The sequence below is a fragment of the Xanthomonas sp. NCPPB 3218 genome (assembly GCF_056725185.1).
Window position 1 is genome coordinate 585,304 of the sequence record NZ_CM161516.1, and the last position, 18,961, is coordinate 604,264.

The 18,961-nt window shown below is 65.7% G+C and carries 21 protein-coding genes and 2 tRNA genes; 18 read left to right on the plus strand and 5 right to left on the minus strand.

What is annotated here, in order from left to right; genetic code table 11:
* The first annotated feature begins 63 nt into the window (after positions 1-63).
* The 11 genes from rpe (at position 64) to AC1PLS_RS02600 (ending at position 9,554) form a co-directional block, all read left to right on the plus strand.
* Positions 64-735, plus strand: a complete 672-nt coding sequence (gene rpe, locus AC1PLS_RS02550) for a ribulose-phosphate 3-epimerase (RefSeq protein WP_016901363.1) — start codon at positions 64-66, stop codon at positions 733-735.
* Positions 732-1,223 carry a GNAT family N-acetyltransferase gene (locus AC1PLS_RS02555; protein WP_054592402.1) on the plus strand — a complete coding sequence of 164 codons (492 nt, stop codon included), beginning with the start codon at positions 732-734 and terminating at the stop codon, positions 1,221-1,223. The genes rpe and AC1PLS_RS02555 overlap by 4 nt, the downstream gene beginning before the upstream one ends.
* A gap of 233 nt (positions 1,224-1,456) precedes the next feature.
* Positions 1,457-2,386, plus strand: coding sequence for a lipid kinase YegS (yegS, locus tag AC1PLS_RS02560; RefSeq protein ID WP_054592401.1), 930 nt, complete (start codon positions 1,457-1,459; stop codon positions 2,384-2,386).
* A gap of 255 nt (positions 2,387-2,641) precedes the next feature.
* A complete protein-coding gene (gene trpE / locus AC1PLS_RS02565) occupies positions 2,642-4,117 on the plus strand; it encodes an anthranilate synthase component I (protein WP_184432320.1) in 1,476 nt (491 codons plus the stop codon).
* The gene (locus AC1PLS_RS02570; protein ID WP_184432318.1) at positions 4,117-5,178 is read left to right on the plus strand and encodes a threonine aldolase family protein; all 1,062 of its coding nucleotides are present in this window, start codon (positions 4,117-4,119) and stop codon (positions 5,176-5,178) included. The genes trpE and AC1PLS_RS02570 overlap by 1 nt, the downstream gene beginning before the upstream one ends.
* A gap of 27 nt (positions 5,179-5,205) precedes the next feature.
* The gene (locus AC1PLS_RS02575) at positions 5,206-5,367 is read left to right on the plus strand and encodes a hypothetical protein (RefSeq protein ID WP_184432316.1); all 162 of its coding nucleotides are present in this window, start codon (positions 5,206-5,208) and stop codon (positions 5,365-5,367) included.
* 10 nt (positions 5,368-5,377) lie between these two features.
* Positions 5,378-5,956: an anthranilate synthase component II gene (locus tag AC1PLS_RS02580; protein ID WP_024938197.1), complete on the plus strand. Its 579-nt coding sequence runs from the start codon at positions 5,378-5,380 to the stop codon at positions 5,954-5,956.
* 175 nt (positions 5,957-6,131) lie between these two features.
* On the plus strand, positions 6,132-6,764 hold the full coding sequence (locus tag AC1PLS_RS02585; RefSeq protein ID WP_184381090.1) for a flavin reductase family protein: 633 nt from the start codon (positions 6,132-6,134) through the stop codon (positions 6,762-6,764).
* 116 nt (positions 6,765-6,880) lie between these two features.
* The gene (gene trpD / locus AC1PLS_RS02590; protein WP_046345540.1) at positions 6,881-7,918 is read left to right on the plus strand and encodes an anthranilate phosphoribosyltransferase; all 1,038 of its coding nucleotides are present in this window, start codon (positions 6,881-6,883) and stop codon (positions 7,916-7,918) included.
* 54 nt (positions 7,919-7,972) lie between these two features.
* Complete coding sequence (gene trpC / locus AC1PLS_RS02595; protein WP_439654999.1) at positions 7,973-8,845, plus strand: indole-3-glycerol phosphate synthase TrpC; 873 nt, start codon at positions 7,973-7,975, stop codon at positions 8,843-8,845.
* The gene (locus AC1PLS_RS02600; RefSeq protein ID WP_016902427.1) at positions 8,838-9,554 is read left to right on the plus strand and encodes a haloacid dehalogenase-like hydrolase; all 717 of its coding nucleotides are present in this window, start codon (positions 8,838-8,840) and stop codon (positions 9,552-9,554) included. Before trpC ends, AC1PLS_RS02600 begins: the two co-directional genes overlap by 8 nt.
* A 280-nt stretch (positions 9,555-9,834) precedes the next feature.
* Here the strand turns inward: AC1PLS_RS02600 and crp are convergent, their stop codons facing one another.
* Positions 9,835-10,527, minus strand: a complete 693-nt coding sequence (gene crp / locus AC1PLS_RS02605; protein WP_024938194.1) for a cAMP-activated global transcriptional regulator CRP — start codon at positions 10,525-10,527, stop codon at positions 9,835-9,837.
* Positions 10,528-10,664: 137 nt separating this feature from the next.
* Between crp and speD the strand changes: the two genes are divergently transcribed.
* Both speD and AC1PLS_RS02615 read left to right on the plus strand, forming a co-directional pair.
* Positions 10,665-11,459 (plus strand): adenosylmethionine decarboxylase, encoded by a 795-nt coding sequence (speD, locus tag AC1PLS_RS02610; protein ID WP_005990692.1) that lies wholly within the window; start codon positions 10,665-10,667, stop codon positions 11,457-11,459.
* Positions 11,460-11,622: 163 nt separating this feature from the next.
* Positions 11,623-11,937, plus strand: a complete 315-nt coding sequence (locus AC1PLS_RS02615; protein WP_003483069.1) for a DMT family transporter — start codon at positions 11,623-11,625, stop codon at positions 11,935-11,937.
* A gap of 279 nt (positions 11,938-12,216) precedes the next feature.
* On the opposite strand, the gene coq7 is transcribed toward AC1PLS_RS02615, so the two are convergent.
* Entirely contained in the window at positions 12,217-12,870 is a 654-nt protein-coding gene (gene coq7 / locus AC1PLS_RS02620) for a 2-polyprenyl-3-methyl-6-methoxy-1,4-benzoquinone monooxygenase (protein ID WP_054592429.1), read from the minus strand.
* Positions 12,871-13,051: 181 nt separating this feature from the next.
* Between coq7 and rplM the strand changes: the two genes are divergently transcribed.
* Together rplM and rpsI are read left to right on the plus strand one after the other, a co-directional pair.
* The gene (gene rplM / locus AC1PLS_RS02625) at positions 13,052-13,480 is read left to right on the plus strand and encodes a 50S ribosomal protein L13 (protein ID WP_003483082.1); all 429 of its coding nucleotides are present in this window, start codon (positions 13,052-13,054) and stop codon (positions 13,478-13,480) included.
* A 2-nt stretch (positions 13,481-13,482) separates the two neighbouring features.
* A complete protein-coding gene (rpsI, locus tag AC1PLS_RS02630) occupies positions 13,483-13,875 on the plus strand; it encodes a 30S ribosomal protein S9 (RefSeq protein ID WP_016902423.1) in 393 nt (130 codons plus the stop codon).
* A 415-nt stretch (positions 13,876-14,290) separates the two neighbouring features.
* Here rpsI and AC1PLS_RS02635 read toward each other — a convergent pair.
* Together AC1PLS_RS02635 and AC1PLS_RS02640 are read right to left on the minus strand one after the other, a co-directional pair.
* A tRNA-Gln gene (locus AC1PLS_RS02635) sits at positions 14,291-14,365 on the minus strand.
* 52 nt (positions 14,366-14,417) lie between these two features.
* Positions 14,418-14,494 (minus strand) — tRNA-Met (locus tag AC1PLS_RS02640).
* Between the two features lie 118 nt (positions 14,495-14,612).
* On the opposite strand from AC1PLS_RS02640, the gene AC1PLS_RS02645 reads away from it, so the two are divergent.
* The 3 genes from AC1PLS_RS02645 (at position 14,613) to bfr (ending at position 16,331) form a co-directional block, all read left to right on the plus strand.
* Positions 14,613-15,230, plus strand: coding sequence for an RNA pyrophosphohydrolase (locus tag AC1PLS_RS02645; protein WP_024938192.1), 618 nt, complete (start codon positions 14,613-14,615; stop codon positions 15,228-15,230).
* Between the two features lie 80 nt (positions 15,231-15,310).
* Positions 15,311-15,520 carry a (2Fe-2S)-binding protein gene (locus tag AC1PLS_RS02650; RefSeq protein ID WP_024938191.1) on the plus strand — a complete coding sequence of 70 codons (210 nt, stop codon included), beginning with the start codon at positions 15,311-15,313 and terminating at the stop codon, positions 15,518-15,520.
* A gap of 340 nt (positions 15,521-15,860) precedes the next feature.
* A complete protein-coding gene (gene bfr, locus AC1PLS_RS02655) occupies positions 15,861-16,331 on the plus strand; it encodes a bacterioferritin (RefSeq protein ID WP_005990707.1) in 471 nt (156 codons plus the stop codon).
* A gap of 332 nt (positions 16,332-16,663) precedes the next feature.
* On the opposite strand, the gene AC1PLS_RS02660 is transcribed toward bfr, so the two are convergent.
* Complete coding sequence (locus AC1PLS_RS02660) at positions 16,664-18,928, minus strand: ATP-binding protein (protein ID WP_184432971.1); 2,265 nt, start codon at positions 18,926-18,928, stop codon at positions 16,664-16,666.
* Positions 18,929-18,961: the final 33 nt, after the last annotated feature.

Below are 18,961 nucleotides of genomic sequence, written 5' to 3' on the forward strand. Positions count from 1 at the left end.
CTACGGATGCACTGGCTTTGCGCGCCTGCGACAATGTGTTTTCCGTTCCTTGACGAGCTGCCCATGCAACCGACGGCGATTGCCCCGTCCATCCTGTCCGCCGATTTCGCCCGTCTGGGCGAGGAAGTGAACAACGTCCTGAAGGCCGGCGCCGACTGGGTGCACTTCGACGTGATGGACAACCATTACGTGCCCAACCTCACCATCGGCCCGATGGTGTGCCAGGCGCTGCGCAAGCACGGCATCACCGCGCCGATCGACGTGCACCTGATGGTCGAGCCGGTGGACCGCATCGTGCCGGACTTCGCCGAGGCCGGCGCCACCACCATCAGCTTCCATCCCGAAGCCAGCCGCCATGTGCATCGCACGATCCAACTGATCAAGTCGCACGGCTGCCAGGCCGGCCTGGTGCTCAACCCGGCCACCCCGGTGGACATTCTGGACTGGGTGTTGCCCGAGCTGGACCTGGTGCTGGTGATGTCGGTCAATCCCGGCTTCGGCGGGCAGGCCTTCATTCCCTCGGCGCTGGACAAGCTGCGCGCCATCCGCAGCAGGATCGACGCCCTGGGCAAGCCGATCCGGCTGGAGATCGATGGCGGGGTCAAGGCCGACAACATCGGCGCGATCGCTGCCGCCGGTGCCGACACCTTCGTCGCCGGCTCGGCGATCTTCAACGCGCCCGACTATGCGCAGGTGATCGCGCAGATGCGCGCGGCGGTGGATGCGGTGCGATGAGCGCGCCTGCGCTGCAGATCCGCGCCGCCACGCCCGACGATGTGGCGCTGCTGCATGAGCTGATCACTGCATTGGCGGTGTACGAACGCGAGCCCGATGCGGTCAAGGCCAGCCCGCAGGACCTGCGCGCCAGCCTGTTCGGCGAGGGCGCCACCGCGCATGCGCTGATCTGCGAGCAGGACGGCCAGGCGCTGGGATTTGCGGTGTATTTCTTCAATTACTCGACCTGGCTCGGCCGCAACGGCCTGTATCTGGAAGACCTGTTCGTGCGTCCGCAGGCGCGCGGGCAGGGCGCCGGCCTGGCCCTGCTGCGGCACCTGGCCCGGCTGGCCGTGCAGCGTGGCTGCGGACGTTTCGAATGGTCGGTGCTGGACTGGAACCAGCCGGCCATCGACTTCTATCAGGCGGCCGGTGCGCGCCCGATGGACGGCTGGACCGTCTACCGGCTCGACGGCGAGCGCCTGGCCGCGTTCGCCGCCGGCGCCTGAGCGCAGCCTGCCGCGCCGCCGTGGCAGGCAAGAAGAAGGCCGCCCCCATGGGAGCGGCCTTCGAGAAAATTGGAGGCTGATCCTGCCTCCGCCCGTCGTCCCTGCTATGGCCTTCCACTCTCCGGGTTCTCGGTGACATGCCGATGACAGCCGGGCGACATTGCGTATTCACGATGCGCGCAGCGGGCCGCTGCTAGCCTGCGTCCACCACCCCCACAGCATTGGCAGCGTGCATGGCCGCGTCCCACTGGCGTCTGATCCTCAACGGCAAGTCCACCGACAATCTGGACCTGCGTGAGGCGGTGGGAGCGCTGCGCAAGCGTGGCATCCAGCTTGAGGTGCGGGTCACCTGGGAAGACGGCGATGCCGAGCGCTATGTCGGCGAAGCGGTTGCCGACGGCGCCCACACCGTGATCGCGGCCGGCGGTGACGGCACCTTGAGCGAAGTGGCCGCGGCGCTGGCGCATCACACCGCCGATGCCGCCACGCTGCCATCGCTGGGCCTGGTGCCGCTGGGCACCGCCAACGACTTCGCCACCGCCGCCAACCTGCCGATCGAACCGCTCGCTGCGTTGACGCTGATCGCCGAGCGCCCCGCCGAGCCGATCGACCTGCTGCGCATCGACGCCGAGCACGGCCCGCACTGGTGCGCCAACGTCGCCAGTGGCGGGTTCGGCACCCAGGTCACCGTCGAAACCGACGAAGGCCTGAAGAAGATGCTCGGTGGCCTGGCGTATCTGATCACCGGCATGTCGCGGCTGGGGCGGATCGACCCGATCAGCGCACGCTTCAGCGGCCCGGATTTCAGCTGGGAGGGCGAGTTCATCGCCCTTGGCTTGGGCAACGGCCGACAGGCCGGCGGCGGCCAGGCGCTGTGCCCGGAGGCCCTGATCGACGATGGCCTGCTCGACGTCACCATCGTGCCCGCGCTCAACGGCGAAGTGGCCGCCACCCTCGGCACCCTGGTCACCGGCGGCAAACAGGCCGCGCTGGAACGTGTGGCCGTGCGCGCGCGGCTGCCGTGGCTGGAGATCGTCGCGCATCAGCCGCTGACCTTGAACCTGGATGGCGAGCCGGAGACCTCGCTGCATTTCCGCATCGAATGCGTGCCGGCGCGGTTGCGGATGCATTTGCCTGTGGAGTGCCCGTTGCGGAGCGCTTGAGGGTGGGGAATCGGGAATCGGGATTGGGGAATCGGTAGAGCGGGGCTGGTTGTGCGGCGCCAGGCCGGTCTGCCCGGCTTCGCAATTTGCTTGGCTTTCGCCTCGCGCCTGCTGCCCTGGCGCGGCAGTTGCGCTACAGTAGGGACGTGTCCCGCTTGACGACTCCACGCTCCTTCTCTTCCGCTCGCCGCTGGTGGCGATGGTGGCCCGTTGCCGTCGTCCGCCCCGCCACAGAGTCCCGGAAGGAAAGTCGTCTTGATCACTGCAGAGCAGTTCCAGCGCCAGGCCGCTGAAGGTCACACCCGTATTCCCGTCGTCCGCGAAGTGCTGTCCGACCTGGACACGCCGCTGTCGGTCTATCTGAAGCTCGCCGACGGCCCCTACACCTATCTGTTCGAATCGGTCGAAGGTGGCGAACGCTTCGGTCGCTATTCCATCATCGGCCTGCCGGCGCGGCGCGTGTACAGCTTCCGCGGGCATACGCTGGAAATCAGCGAGCACGGCGAAGTGCTGGAAACCCGCGAGGTCGCCGACCCGCTGGCCGAAGTGGACGCCTTGCGCGCCGAGCATTCGGTGCCGCAGCTCGACGGCCTGCCCGGCTTCACCGGCGGCCTGGTCGGCTGGTTCGGCTTCGAGTGCATCCAGTACATCGAACCGCGCCTGGGCAGCGGCGACAAACCCGATGAGCTCGGCACGCCGGACATCCTGCTCATGCTGTCCGAAGAGCTGGCGGTGTTCGACAACCTCAAGGATCGGCTGTACCTGATCGTGCACGCCGACCCGCGCCAGCCGCAGTCCTATGTGCGCGCCAACCGGCGCCTGGACGAACTGGCGCACCGGCTGCGTCAGGGCGGTGCCGGGTATCCGCAGGCGCAGGTTTCCGATGCGATCGACGAGTCGGACTTCCACTCCTCGTTTACCCGCGAGGAATATCACGCGGTGGTCCGCAAGGCGCAGGAATACGTGCGCGCCGGCGACATCTTCCAGGTGGTGCCGTCGCAACGCTTGCGCGTGCCGTTCCGTGCGCGTCCGGTGGATGTGTATCGCGCGCTGCGCGCGCTCAATCCCTCGCCGTACATGTATTTTCTCGATGTCGGCGGCACGCAGGTGGTGGGCTCCTCGCCGGAAATCCTGGCGCGCCTGCGCGATGGGGTGGTCACCGTGCGGCCGATCGCCGGCACCCGCCCGCGTGGTGCCACGCCCGAGCAGGACAAGGCGCTGGAAGTCGAACTGCTGGCGGACCCGAAAGAGCGCGCCGAGCACGTGATGCTGATCGATCTCGGTCGTAACGATGTCGGCCGCGTGGCCGAACCGGGCACGGTCAAGGTGGGCGAGCAGTTCGTGATCGAACGCTATAGCCACGTCATGCACATCGTCAGCGAGGTCACCGGCACGCTCAAGGCCGGCCTGAATTACAGCGACGTGCTGCGTGCGACCTTCCCGGCTGGCACCGTCAGCGGCGCGCCGAAGATCCGCGCGCTGGAGATCATTCGCGAGCTGGAGCCGGTCAAGCGCAACGTCTATTCCGGCGCGGTCGGTTACATCGGCTGGCACGGCGATGCCGACACCGCCATCGCGATCCGCACGGCGGTGATCCAGGATGGGTATCTGTACGTGCAGGCCGGTGGCGGCGTGGTCTACGACTCCGACCCGGACCTGGAATGGCAGGAGACCATGAACAAGGGGCGCGCGCTGTTCCGTGCGGTCGCGCAGGCGGCCAAGGGGCTGTGATGGACGGGCAGGGTAACGCTGCGCGCATCAGCTTTCGCAACGATTACAGCGAGGGCGCGCACCCGCGCCTGCTGCAGGCCTTGGCGCAGGCCAGCGCCGAGCAGAACGCCGGCTACGGCACCGATCGGCATACCGCGCGTGCGGTTGCGCTGATCCGCAGCGCAGTCGCGCAGGCGCAGGCCGACGTGCATTTGCTGGTCGGCGGTACCCAGACCAACCTGACCGCGATCGCCGCGTTCCTGCGCCCGCATCAGGCGGTGATCGCGGTGGAAGCGGGGCACATCGCCACGCACGAAACCGGCGCCATCGAAGCGACCGGCCACAAGGTGCTGACCGTACCCGCGTTGCACGACAAGCTGACCCCGGCGCTGATCCAGCCATTGCTGGATGTGCACGGCAACGAGCACATGGTGCAACCGCGCCTGGTCTACATTTCCAACAGCACCGAGAGCGGCACCATCTACAGCCGTGCCGAGCTCGAGGCGCTGTCGCGTTTCTGCCGCGCGCACGATCTGCTGCTGTATCTGGATGGCGCACGCCTGGGCGCCGCGCTGACCGCCAATGGCAACGATCTGGATCTGCCCACGATCGCCGCGTTGACCGATGCGTTCTACATCGGCGGCACCAAGAACGGTGCCTTGCTCGGCGAAGCGCTGGTCATCGTCACTCCTGCCTTGCAGGCCGACTTCCGCTACCTGATCAAGCAACGCGGCGCGCTGCTGGCCAAGGGCATGCTGCTGGGATCGCAGTTCGCCACTCTGTTCGAAGATGGCCTGTTCTTCGAGCTGGCCGCGCATGCCAACGCGATGGCCCAGCGCCTGCGCGCGGGACTGCTGGCCGCTGGCGCGCAGTTCACCAGCGATTCGCCGACCAACCAGCAGTTCATCGCCGTCAGCGCGCAGCAGGCCGCGCAGCTGGCGCAAGGCTACGACTTCGAGCGCTGGGAAGTGCGCGCCGATGGCAGTCAGGTGATCCGCTTCGTGACCTCGTGGGCGACCACAGCCGCGTCGGTCGACCGGCTCTGCGCGGATGTTGCCGCGCTTCATCCCGGTGTGCCATGAGCATGCGCACCAGATGGAGCGAAACAGATGAAGCAACTCGAACGCCGAAATGTTGCCTGTCCCGGTTCGCTCGATGCTGGTCAGGTGCGTGGCAGTCATGCCGCGCCCTCGCCGATCGCAAAGTCACCTGACGCCGGCAGCCTGACCTTCACCCAAAATATCTATGCGGTCTTCCTGATCGCGCAATGAGTCCTTTGCCATGCTGCTGATGCTCGACAACTACGACAGCTTCACCTACAACCTCGTGCAGTACCTGCAGGCGCTGGGCGCCGAGGTCACGGTGGTGCGCAACGACGCGATGAGCGTGGATCAGATCGCCGCGCTCAGGCCCGAGCGCATCGTGATCTCGCCCGGCCCGTGCACCCCGAACGAGGCCGGTATCTCGCTGCAGCTGATCGAGCAACTGGGCCAGACCACGCCGATCCTGGGCGTGTGCCTGGGCCATCAAAGCATTGGGCAGGTCTACGGCGGCGATGTGATCCGCGCCGACACCATCATGCATGGCAAGACCTCGCCGATCCGCCACCAGGGCAAGGGCGTGTTCGCCGGCCTGCCGGACAGTTACGAGGCAACCCGCTACCACTCGCTGGTGGTGGACAAGACCACCTTGCCCGACGCGCTGGAAGTCACCGCCTGGACCGAGAATCCGGATGGCTCGATCGAGGAGATCATGGGCCTGCGTCATCGCCAGTTTCCGGTCGAAGGCGTGCAGTTCCACCCCGAGTCGATCCTGACCCAGCACGGTCATGCCTTGCTGAAAAACTTCCTGCAGCGTTGATCGAAATGCACAGCACACACGTCGCAATGGCTGCCGCAACCCTTGTCGGTCTCGATGCAGTCTTCGGCGCCATCGATGCACCAGCGATCGATGCGCGCAATGCCTGCAATTGCCTGTGCGCCAGCATGCGGCCGGCTTCCCACTTCGCTTCGTTCACACCTGCATCCGGATCACGATGAGCACCACCAGCGACAGCTTCCACTTCTACGAACCAGGCCAGGGCCACGGGCTGCCGCACGATCCGTTCAATGCCATCGTCGGTCCGCGCCCGATCGGCTGGATCGGCTCGCGCAGCGCCGAGGGCATCGCCAATCTGGCCCCTTACAGCTTCTTCAATGCGTTCAACTACGTGCCGCCGATCGTCGGCTTCGCCAGCATCGGCCGCAAGGACAGCCTGCGCAATATCGAAGCCACCGGCGAGTTCAGCTGGAACCTGGCCACGCGCCCGTTGGCCGAGGCAATGAACGCCAGTGCGGCGATGGTGCCGGCGGAGGTCGACGAGTTCGTGCTGGCCGAGCTGCAGATGGCGCCATCGCGGCTGATCGGTGCCCCGCGCGTGGCAGCCAGTCCGGTCAGTTTCGAATGCCGGCTCAGCCAGCTATTGCCGCTGCAGAGCGCAGATGGGCAGGCCATCGAAACCTGGCTGGTCCTGGGCGAAGTGGTCGGCGTGCATCTGGCGCACGCGGCGTTGCAGGACGGCATCTACGATCCCGCAGCTGTGCAGACGATTCTGCGCGCCGGCGGCGCCGCCGACTATTTCGAAGTGCAGGCGCAGGCACGCTTCCGCATGCGGCGCCCGGGCCAGTGAGCGCTGCGCGCCGCGTCGCTGCATGGCATTGCCGCCATGCGCGACTGCAGCGCCAGCATTGATCGATCAAGCTCGCTACCGCCTATCTTTCCCACGTTTTGCCACGGTCCTCGTCCATGCCCATCACCCCGCAAGAAGCCCTGCAACGCACCATCGAACACCGCGAAATCTTCCACGACGAAATGGTCGAGCTGATGCGCCAGATCATGCGTGGCGAGGTCTCGGACATGATGGTCGCGGCCATCCTCACCGGGTTGCGGGTCAAGAAGGAAACCATCGGCGAGATCGCCGGCGCAGCCACGGTGATGCGCGAGTTCTCGCGTCGCGTGGAAGTGAGTGATCGCCGGCATATGGTCGACATCGTCGGCACCGGCGGCGATGGCTCGCATACCTTCAACATCTCCACCTGCGCGATGTTCGTGGCCGCCGCCGGTGGTGCCAAGGTCGCCAAGCACGGCAACCGCAGCGTCTCGTCCAAGTCCGGCAGTGCCGACGCGCTGGAGGCGCTGGGCGCGGCGATCGAGCTGCAGCCCGAGCAGGTCGCCGCCTCGCTGGCGCAGACCGGTATCGGCTTCATGTATGCGCCGGTGCATCATCCGGCCATGAAGGTGGTGGCGCCGGTGCGCCGCGAAATGGGCGTGCGCACCATCTTCAACATCCTCGGCCCGCTGACCAATCCGGCCGGCTCGCCAAATATCCTGATGGGCGTGTTCCATCCGGACTTGGTCGGCATCCAGGCGCGCGTGCTGCAGGAACTCGGTGCCGAGCGCGCGCTGGTGGTGTGGGGCCGCGATGGCATGGACGAGCTTTCGCTGGGGGCTGGCACCCTGGTCGGCGAGCTGCGCGATGGCCAGGTGCGCGAATACGAAGTGCATCCGGAGGATTTCGGCATTGCGATGTCGGCCAGCCGCAACCTCAAGGTGGCCGATGCCGCGCAGTCGCGCACGATGCTGCTGCAGGTGCTGGACAATGTGCCCGGCCCGGCGCTGGACATCGTCGCGCTCAACGCCGGTGCGGCGCTGTACGTGGCAGGCGTGTCCGACAGCATCGCCGAGGGCGTCGTGCGTGCGCGTGCGGTCCTGGCCGATGGCTCGGCACGTGCAAGACTGGACGCCTATGTCGCCTTCACCCGGCAGATTGCCTCGCAGGCCTGACCCCTCCCACTGCACCGGCAGGCATGCGGCGGCATCCTGATCATGACCGCTGGCATGCTGGGGGCTGGCGCGTGGCGGCCGGTTGCGGCCGTCTTGACCGATAATGCCCGACCGCCAGGACCCGATACGATGAGCGATATCCTCAACACCATCCTTGCCCGCAAGGCCGAAGAAATCGCCGAGCGCAGTGCGCGCGTGCCGCTGGCCGAGCTGATCGCGCGCAGCGCCGACCTGCCGCTCACGCGCGGGTTTGCCGCCGCCATGCAGGCCAGCATTGCCGCCGGCGAGCCGGCGGTGATCGCCGAGGTGAAGAAGGCCAGCCCGTCCAAGGGCGTGATCCGGCCCAACTTCCACCCGGCCGACATTGCGGTCAGCTATGAATTCGGCGGCGCCAGCTGCCTGTCGGTGTTGACCGATGTGGACTTCTTCCAGGGCGCCGATGCCTATCTGCGCCAGGCGCGCGAGGCCTGCACGCTGCCGGTACTGCGCAAGGACTTCACCGTCGACCCCTACCAGGTCTACGAGGCGCGCGTGCTCGGCGCCGATTGCATCCTGCTGATCGTCTCGGCACTGGACGATGGGCAACTGGCCGAGCTCTCCGGCCTGGCCATGCAACTGGGCCTGGACGTGCTGGTGGAAGTGCACGACATCGACGAGCTGGAGCGCGCGGTGCAGGTGCCGGTGCCGCTGGTGGGCATCAACAACCGCAATCTGCGCACCTTCGAGGTGACGCTGCAGACCACGCTGGACATGCGCGCCGCCGTGCCGCGCGACCGCATCCTGGTCACCGAAAGCGGCATCGTCACTCCGGCCGACGTGCAGTTGATGCGCAGCCACGGCGTGAACGCGTTTCTGGTCGGCGAGACCTTCATGCGCGCGGCCGAACCCGGCGAGTCGCTGCGTCAGCTATTCTTTGCGCATGACTGAGGCGTATCCCGTACCGCGCGACGACGCACCGCTGGTGGTCTTCGATTTCGACCACACGCTGTATGACGGCGACTCCGGCAGCCATCTGTTCGCCTGGCTGATCAAGCGCAACCCCTTGCGTCTGCTGGTGGCGCTGTTGGCCTCGCCAATCCTCGGCCCGATGGTGGCGATGCTGCCGACCCGCCGCCGCGGCGTGTCCGGGTATGTGTGGATCGCCACCTTTGGCCTGCACCGCACGCGCGAGTTCAACCGCTTCATCGATGCGTACGTGCTCAAGCATGAAGCGCAGATCCGGCAGCGCCTGTTGCCGCACGCCTTGAAGGTGTTCACCGACCACCGCGCTGCCGGCGACCGCGTGGTGGTGGCCACCGGCGCGCCGCCGGAACTGGCGCGCGCCATTCTCGGCTTTGTCGCCCATCAGGATGTGCCGGTGATCGGCAGCCTGGTCGGCCCGCGTCTGGGCGCGGTCACCGCGCGACGTCACTGCCACAACGAAGAGAAGATGCGCATGCTGCGCGAGCGCGGCTATGCCGACATCGCCATTGCCTATTCGGACAGCACCGCGGATCTGCCGCTGTTGAAGGCCGCGCGCGCGCCGGTGGTGGTCAATCCGAAGGCTAATCGCGAAGCGCTGTTCCGGCAGGTGCTGCCGGCCGGCACGCCGATCCTCAACTGGGGGTGTCGCGATCGTGGTGGCAAGGCGCTGTAGCGCCTGGCGCCGGTAGCGGCGCGCAGCCTGGCGGGCACGGCAGGTATTCGAACTTGGCAGCTACCGCACAGACGCACGGATTGATTCGCGCGCATCCAGTGGCTGTTCACCAAGATTTACTGGTCACGCCAAGCCCGCCGGAGCAGCAGGGAAGGGTAAGCAGCTAGTAATGCATAGCACGCGGCGGCGCCGCCCGCCGACTGCATCAGTCCGCATGCCGTGCGGCATGCGGTTCAAGTTGCGGCCGGTGCAGTGCTGCACCAGCCGCGACCACAACCGGTCAGCGGGTGCCGTAGAGCACGACGGTCTTGCCGCGTGCATGCAGCAGGCCGTCGGCCTGCAGCTTCTTGAGCACGCGCCCGGCCATCTCGCGCGAACAACCCACCAGACGTGCCAGTTCCTGCCGCGATACGCGCAGCTGGGTGCCCTGCGGGTGACTCATCGCTTCCGGCTCCTTGGACAGGTCGTGCAGGGTGCGCACGATGCGGTCGGTCACGTCCAGGAACGCCAGGCGGCTGGCTTTCCTTGTGGTGTCGAGCAACCGCTTGGACAGCTGAACGCCAATCGCGTACAGGATGCGGGGCGCATCCGGCGACAGACTGGTCTGGAACAGCTGCTGCAGCCGCTCGTAGCTGATCTCGGCCAGCTCGCACTGGGTGCGGGTGCGCAAGATCACCTCGCGGGTATCGGATTCGATGAACAACCCCATCTCGCCGACGAACTCGCCGCTACCGAAGTAGCCCAGCACCAACTCACGATCGTCATCTTCCTCGGCAATGATGCTCACCGAGCCACTGATCACGTAATAGAGGGTGCCAGCCGGGTCTCCCGGCCGGAACACATCGGTCCGGGTCGGATAGCGCCTGCGATGGCTGTGCGCCAGGAAACGCTCGATCGTGCCCGCGTCCAGCGCCAGAGAAGGGGTAGCGTTACGTACCGTCGTAGTCACAACCGTCGTGTTTCCTGGGCTCATGGTAGTTCCGCGTGTAATTCCTGAAGCTTAACGGCATGAGTCATGCAAGGTAAACCATTCTTAACGTCGGCATTTCGTTGCTGGGATCTTTGGCTCATAATTGTTTCCTTTCCCGCCTTCCATAAGGACAGACCGACGTGGTCAAGCCGTTGCCTCGCCTGAGGCTACAGGGGTTCAACAACCTCACCAAGGCGTTGAGCTTCAACATCTACGACGTCTGTTACGCGCGTACCGAAGAGGAGCGTCAGCGCTACATCGAATATATCGATGAGCAGTACGACGCCGATCGTCTGACGCAGATCCTGACCGATGTTGCCGAGATCATTGGCGCCAACATCCTCAATATCGCACGACAGGACTACGATCCGCAGGGCGCATCGGTCACGATCCTGATCTCGGAAGAGCCCGTCATCGACAAGAAGCAGGCCGGCAAGGAGCTGATCTCCGATGCCGTGGTCGCTCATATGGACAAAAGTCATATCACTGTCCATACATACCCCGAGACGCATCCGCAGGAAGGCATTGCCACGTTCCGCGCCGATATCGACGTCGCCACCTGCGGCGTGATCTCGCCGTTGAAGGCGCTGAACTACCTGATCGAGAGTCTGGAGTCGGACATCGTGATCATGGATTACCGCGTCCGTGGCTTCACCCGCGATGTGAAGGGCAAGAAGCACTACATCGATCACAAGATCAACTCGATCCAGCACTTCCTCGCCAAGAACGTGAAGTCGCGCTACGAGATGTTCGATGTCAACGTCTATCAGGAAAACATCTTCCATACCAAGATGCACCTGAAGGACTTCGACCTGGACCAGTACCTGTTCGAGGAGCGCGCCAAGAATCTCTCGTTCAAGGAGCGCATGAAGATCGAAACGCTGCTCAAGCGCGAGATCGAAGAACTGTTCCACGGGCGCAACCTGAGCGAGTAAGCGCAGCGAGCGAGCTGTTGCGCGACCTGCCTGCAGGCGCGCGAAAGAACCAAGGCGGGACGGCCCGCCACGCGATGACCTCGCGTTCCACAGCCGACGGCGGCCCAGTGTGCAAACACTGGGCCGCTTTTTTTTTGTGCGTTTTCAAGTGAGGAGTAATGCGATGCCCTGGATCTATCTGCTGCTGGCCGGCCTGTTCGAAATCGGTTTTGCCATGGGCCTGAAGTACAGCGACGGCTTCACCCGCCTGTGGCCGACCGTGCTGACGATCGGTCTGGCGGGCATCAGCCTGTGGTTCCTGACCCAGGCACTGAAGACCATTCCCGTCGGCACCGGTTACGCGATCTGGACTGGGATCGGCGCGCTGGGCGTGACCATCGCCGGCATCGCGCTGTTCGGCGACAGCGCGTCGTGGTCGCGTCTGGCCTGCATCGGCCTGATCGTGGCCGGGGTGATCGGGCTGAAGCTGGTGGGGTAGTCGTGGTCAGCCCTGCGTGGTCAGCCCCACTGCGTGGGCCTGACCCCCCAAGGTTTGCGTAGCAAACCTTGGGCCCCACTTCGTAGCAGCCTATCCCCCCGCCTTCGGCGCGCCCCCTTAACAGAAGGGGGCTCTGCTTCAGTGGGGTTTTGCGAGATGTGGGGCATGGTTTGCTGGGCGCCGCCAGCCGCCAGCCGCCAGCCGCCAGCCGCCAGCCGCCAATCCCCAATCCCCAATCCCCAATCCCCAATCCCCAATCCCCAATCCCCAATCCCCCGGCTACAGCCGGTACGCCACCGCTTTCATCAGCTTGGAGGCCAGGGCCATGGCGCTGGGGATCGGGGGTGGGAGAGTGCGCGCGCCGGCCTGTTCGGCCTGGTCGGCGTGGCGGGCCTCGTCGATCTTCATCACGCGCAGGATCGCGCGGCTGCGCTGGTCGCCCTCGGGGAGGGTTTCCAGGTGTTCATCCAGATGGGCCTCGACCTGGCGCTCGGTTTCGACCACGAAGCCCAGGCTCCAGTCGTCGCCGCGCAATCCGGCCAGGGCGCCGAGCGCGTAGCTGCCGGCGTACCAGAGCGGGTTGAACAGGCTGGGGCGGCTGTCCAGCTCGTGCAGGCGGTCGGCGCACCAGGCCAGATGGTCGGTTTCTTCCTGCGCCGCCTCCAGCAGATGATGCTGGGTGTGGGCATCGCGGGCGACCGCGGCCTGGCCGAAATACAGGCCTTGCGCGCAGACTTCGCCGACGTGGTTGATCCGCATCAAGCCGGCGGCGTGGCGACGCTGGTCCGGTTCCAGTGCGACGTCGGGCGTGTCGGCGGCCGGGTTGGGTCGCTCGGCAGGCGGATTGCCGAATACCGTGTCCAGCGCGCGCTGGGCTTCGACCAGCAGCCGGTCGAGCGGGCCATGCAGTCGGAAAGAGGAGATCTGGGTCATGCGCCGATTCTGGCCCCGGACCGAGCCGCTGCCAACCGCCAACGCTCCGGCCGGCCGGCGACTTGCGTGGCCTTGTATCGTCCCGTACAATCCCGCCTCTTCTGTTTCGCCTTCACAACGCGTGGCAAAGTTCCAGCGGTCATTGCCGCTGCAATCCGCCCGACCACTCAAGAGTTTTCTCATGACTACGTTCACCGCCAAGTCCGAGACCGTCCAGCGCGACTGGTATCTCGTTGACGCCGCCGGCAAGACGCTCGGCCGTCTGTCCACCGAACTGGCCCGCCGCCTGCGCGGCAAGCACAAGCCGGTTTATACCCCGCACGTCGATACCGGCGATTACCTCGTGGTGATCAATGCCGAAAAGATCGTGGTCACGGGCAACAAGCTGAAAGACAAGAAGTATCACCGCTTCACCGGCTACATCGGTAACCTCAAGACCGAGAGCCTGGAGCAGGCGCTGCAGCGCCACCCGGAGCGCGTGATCGAAATCGCCGTCAAGGGCATGCTGCCGAAGGGCCCCCTGGGCCGCACCATGTACCGCAAGCTCAAGGTCTATTCGGGTGCCGAGCATCCGCACGCCGCCCAGCAGCCGCAAGTTCTGGATATCTAATCATGGCTATCACGCAAAACTACGGCACTGGCCGCCGCAAGTCCTCCACCGCTCGCGTGTTCCTGCGCAAGGGTACCGGCAACATCACCGTCAACGACCGTCCGCTGGACGAGTTCTTTGGCCGTGAGACTGCACGCATGATCGTGCGTCAGCCGCTGGAACTCACCAAGAACACCGAAAGCTTCGACATCCTGGTCACCGCCTCCGGCGGCGGCACCACCGGCCAGGCCGGTGCGATCCGCCTGGGCATCGCCCGTGCACTGGTCGAGTACGACGAAACCCTGAAGTCCGAGCTGCGCAAGGCCGGCTTCATGACCCGTGACGCCCGCGAAGTCGAGCGTAAGAAGGTTGGTCTGCACAAGGCTCGTCGCGCGACCCAGTTCTCCAAGCGCTGATCCATTGCGTTTGTTGCGTCCCGGTTCGCCGGGGCGCCTGCTTCAAAAGCCCGGCCATGCCGGGCTTTTGTCGTTTTTGGGGCCTGCGCAGTGGGCGCCTGCAGTCGGTGGCCTGCTATGTCGAGGCAGATTTTTCCTTGCCCAGGTCTGGTGACTTTCGCAAACGCTGGCTGGTCATCTCGTGTGTACCGGCCGCTGCGCCTGCGCACGGCGGCATGGGGTGATGCCGCGGTGGCCGGGCTCTGTGCCTGACTATTGGTGCCTGTCTGACCCGGGATCCATTTTCGACCAGGGTGCATGTCGCCTTCGGTGATCGCTGTTCGGCCTTGGGGCGGGAATGCTTGCTGCACGAATGCCGGCAAGCAGTAATCGGGCAACAAAAAAGGCCCGATCGTCAGATCGGACCTTTCGTGTTTGGCTGCCCCGGATGGATTCGAACCACCGAATGCCTGAGTCAGAGTCAGGTGCCTTACCGCTTGGCGACGGGGCAATAAAACGTGTTGAACCAAGAGTATTGCATGCCCAGGTGGGCCTGAAAACCTTGGTGGCTATGGGTGGACTCGAACCACCGACCCCAGCATTATGAGTGCTGTGCTCTAACCGGCTGAGCTACATAGCCTAGGGAGCCGGTAATTCTTACCAAGCGCCCGCGTGTTGTCAAGCATTTCGTTTTCAGCTTGTGAGCCGGCCGTCGCCGTGGCAGAGTCGGTGACAGTAGATTTTCAGGAGTCCGCATCGTGATCGATCCGGACGGTTTCCGGCCAAACGTCGGCATCGTGCTGATGCGAGAGGATGGTCAGGTGTTCTGGGCACGACGTGTGCGCAGGGACGGCTGGCAGTTCCCGCAAGGTGGCATGAATACCGATGAGACACCCGTAGAAGCCATGTACCGCGAGTTGCGCGAAGAAACCGGGTTGTTGCCCGAGCATGTCGAATTGCTCGGTGCCACCCCCGGATGGCTGCGCTATCGCCTGCCGAGCCGGGCAGTGCGGCGCAATGAGCGTCAGGTCTGCATCGGCCAGAAGCAGGTCTGGTTCCTGCTGCAGTTCACCGGCCACGAATCCCATCTCAAGCTCGACCACACCGACACGCCGGAGTTCGACCACTGGCGCTGGGTGGATTTCTGGTATCCGGTCGAGCATGTGGTGATGTTCAAGCGTGGGGTCTATGCGCGCGCGCTGCGTCATCTTGCTCCGCTGGCGCAGACCATCGCGGGCTCTGCGGCGGTCGGGGTGATGCCCGAGCGCGCGCTGGAGGCCTGGTTGCCGGGCAGCAGCGCGGCCGGGCACGACAGTCCGCGCAAGCGTCCACGCAAGCGGGGCGGGCCTCGTGCGGTACGGATTAATAATGATTAACGTTTGGAATTGACACCTATTCTCGTTTGCGGTGCAATCAGCGCCGGTCCTCTCCGGATCGCCAGCACCCGACCGATACCGTGTACGTCTGCATCTGTAATGGGGTCACCGACCACCAGATCCGCGAAGCGGCCGAGAATGGCTGCGCCAGCCTGGCCGAGCTGACCATGCGCACCGGCTGTGGTTCGAACTGTGGGTCGTGCCTGGAAATGGCGGGCGACGTGCTGAGCCAGGCCCATGCGAGCCGCGCCCTGCCGCTGCCCATGCTGGGACTTGCCAGCGCTGCCTGAGTGTTCCGGCACGTTGCCGACAGCAGCTGCTGAAAGCAGGTCGCCGGGGTCGCTGGCTCCCACTGCAGTTTTCCCCTCGCGCCACCAACGCGCAATCGATAGGTCGCCTTCCCCGCTGCCGGTCACGCGGTCGGTTCGGGATCGACTGCAGTCATGGTCGATCGGCAATCTGCAACGATCATTCGGCGAATGATCGATGGGAGCTCCGCTGTTGCGACAGGCCGGATGACGGCCCACCCGGGATCGGGTAGGCGTCGCGCAACTGATCACGATTCGCGTTCCTTCATGCGCCGCGGCAACGCGCTACAGTGCGGCCGGCTCACTGTCTCGGAGACATCGCATGAAGGGCGATACCAAGGTCATCGAGTACCTCAACAAGGTGCTCTACAACGAACTCACTGCGATCAACCAGTACTTTCTGCACGCCAAGATGCTGAAGAACTGGGGCCTGAAAGAACTGGCCGAGCATGAGTACAAGGAATCCATCGACGAGATGAAGCATGCGGACAAGCTGTCCGACCGCATCCTGTTTCTCGAAGGACTTCCGAATTTCCAGGCGCTGGGCAAGCTGCGCATCGGCGAGAACCCCACCGAGATGTTCCGCTGCGATCTGGCGCTGGAGCGTGAGGCGGTCGCTGTGCTGCGCGAGGCCGTCGCCTATGCGGAGACCGTCAACGACTACGTCAGCCGCCAGCTGCTGGTGGACATCCTGGAATCGGAAGAAGAGCACATCGACTGGCTGGAAACGCAGCTGGATCTGGTGGCGCGCATCGGCGAGCCGAATTACCTGCTGACCAAGCTGGACGACTGAGGGCGCTCAGCGCGGTGCTGGTCGGCGTTGGGTCGGGACCAGCGCAATAGGGTGAGTCAGTAGGCGCTTGCACTGCTGGGGAGCATGCAGGCGCTGCATGGGTGTCGTGCTGTCGCTGTGGCTGGCCGCATTTGGCTGCGCGCACCTCAACCCCCGCCTCTTTCCGCGCCCCCGGGTCCGCGTCTGCGACGCAGGCGCTCCAGGGCACGCACGCCAGTGGCGCGCAAGCCCTGCCTTTTCGCCGCGGCGGAGCAGGGCGGAATTTTTCTTCGCGGGATGTCTTCGACTGTGTTGCCTGGCGGTTGTTGTCGTCCGCTGCAGGCTTGCGCGGTTCAGCCGGCTGTGCGGGCCTTGGCCTGCAGGCGAGCGACCTGGCCGAGCAGCGCCAGACGGGCGCGTGCGTATTCGGCGATGACCAGCGCCACCATCACCGAGGGGCGTTCGATGGTGCCGGTGCGCGCGGCCAGTTCGATCCGGCGCGCGGCATTGGCCAGCGCCTGGGCGCCGACATTGGCGCTGGAGGATTTGAGCGTATGCGCCAGATCGCGCAGCTGCATGCTGTCGCGGTTGGTGGCTGCGGTTTCCAGGCGCTCGATGATGCCCGGTGCGTCTTCCAGGAACAGCTGCAGGATGGTGATGGTGTCCGCGCCCGCCACCTCGTACAGCTCATCGATCACGCTGTTGTCCAGGATCGGCAGGGCGCGCGCCTGCGTGGCGCTGACGCTTTCGTGATCGCCTGCTGCCTGGCTGCCGATGGCCGGGCCAGGCAGCAGCGGTTGGCGCGGCAGCCAGCGCTGCAGGCAGGCGTCGAGCTGCTCGCGGGCAACCGGTTTGGACAGATAGTCGTCCATGCCGGCGGCCAGGCAGCGTTCGCGATCGCCGGCCATGGCGTTGGCGGTCATCGCCACGATCGGGATCGGGCGGCCGCCGCTTTCGGTTTCCATCGCGCGCCAGCGGCGGGTGGCGGCATAGCCATCCAGCACCGGCATCTGGCAATCCATGAAGACCATGTCGTAGCGGGTGGACTCCATGCTGCTCAGCGCGGCTTCGCCATCGGTGGCGGTATCCGCGTCGAAGCCGAGCACGGCCAGCAGCTTCTGCGCGACCAGCAGGTTCACCGGGTTGTCTTCCACCAGCAGGATGCGTACATCGCGCGCGTTGGCCAGCGCCGGCGCCATCGGCTCGGGAATCATCGCCGCGGCCAGCGTGGCCGCGTGGGCCGGCCTCGGCTCGGGCGGCAGCACCAGCGAGCGCAGGGTCTCGTCCGGGCTCTGGCGCGGCACCAGGGTGGCATTGTCCTGCAGCTCGGACGGCACCGGCTCGTCGCCGTACAGCCAGATCAGGCGTGCGCCGCTGAGGTCGTCCGGGCGCGCGAGTGCGCGATGCACGGCGCGCGCGCTGTAGCGCAGCGTGTCGTGGTCGGCGATGACGCAGCGGAAGCCTTCGCTGTCACTGTGGCGACGCACCCGCTCCAGCGCTTCCTGGGTGGTTTCCATCAGCACGTGCGATACGCCCCAGCTGTCCAGCAGGCGCTTGAGGCGCTGCAACAGGCGGGTGTCGGAACTGATCACCATCACTCGCGCGGCATCGGCGCCGGCGTTCTGCTGCAGGTCGCCGATGACCTTGAGCAGCGGGATTTCGAACCAGAACGTGGCGCCGCGCCCGGGCTCGGACTCCACGCCGATGCGGCCGCCCATCAGGTCGATGATGCGCTTGCAGATCGCCAGTCCCAGGCCGGTGCCGCCGTACAGGCGCGTGGTGGAGGCGTCGGCCTGGGCGAAGGAGCGGAACAGGCGTGCCTGCTGATCCGGGGCGATGCCGATGCCGGTGTCGCGCACCTGGAAGCGCAGCAGATGCTGGGCGCGGGTCTCGCCCAGGCGACGCAGCTGGATGTCGACGCTGCCGCGCTCGGTGAACTTGATCGCATTGCCGATCAGGTTTCCCAGCACCTGGCGCAGGCGGATCGGGTCGCCGCGCACCAGCAGGCGCACCGACGGTTCGATATCCAGTCCCACGCGCAGCTGCTTGCCTTCGGCGGTGCGCTGCAGCAGCTGCACGACGCCGTCGAGCAGCTCGCGCAGGTTGAAGGTGGTGATCTCCAGTTCGAGCTTGTTGGCTTCGAGTTTGGAGTAGTCGAGGATGTCGTCGACGATGCGCAGCAGTTGCAGCGAGCTGCCGGTGGCGGTCTGCAGCATGTCGCGCTGGTCCAGGCTGAGCTGGCCGCTGGAGATCAGTTCCAGCATCGGAATGATGCCGTTGAGCGGGGTGCGGATCTCGTGGCTCATGGTGGCCAGGAATTCGCCCTTGGCCAGCGTGGCGGCCTCGGCGGCCTGCTTGGCGCGCAACAGTTCCTGTTCAAGCGCGCCGTGACGCTGCAGTTCCTGCTGCAGGCGCTCACGCGCGAGGTCGGCTTCCTCCAGGCGTTGTGACAAGGCGTGCTGCGCGCGCGCGCTGCGGTAGCCGGCAACGGCAGCGCCCAGACCGAATACCACCGCCAGTGCTGAAGAGAGTGCCGTCACTGCGCGCCACGGCCCGTCGATGGCCGACCACTGCAGGCCGGCACCCAGCGCAGCGACCAGCGCGGTCAGCGTGGCCAGGCTGCTCCAGGCGCGGAGGCCTCCTGCCCGCGC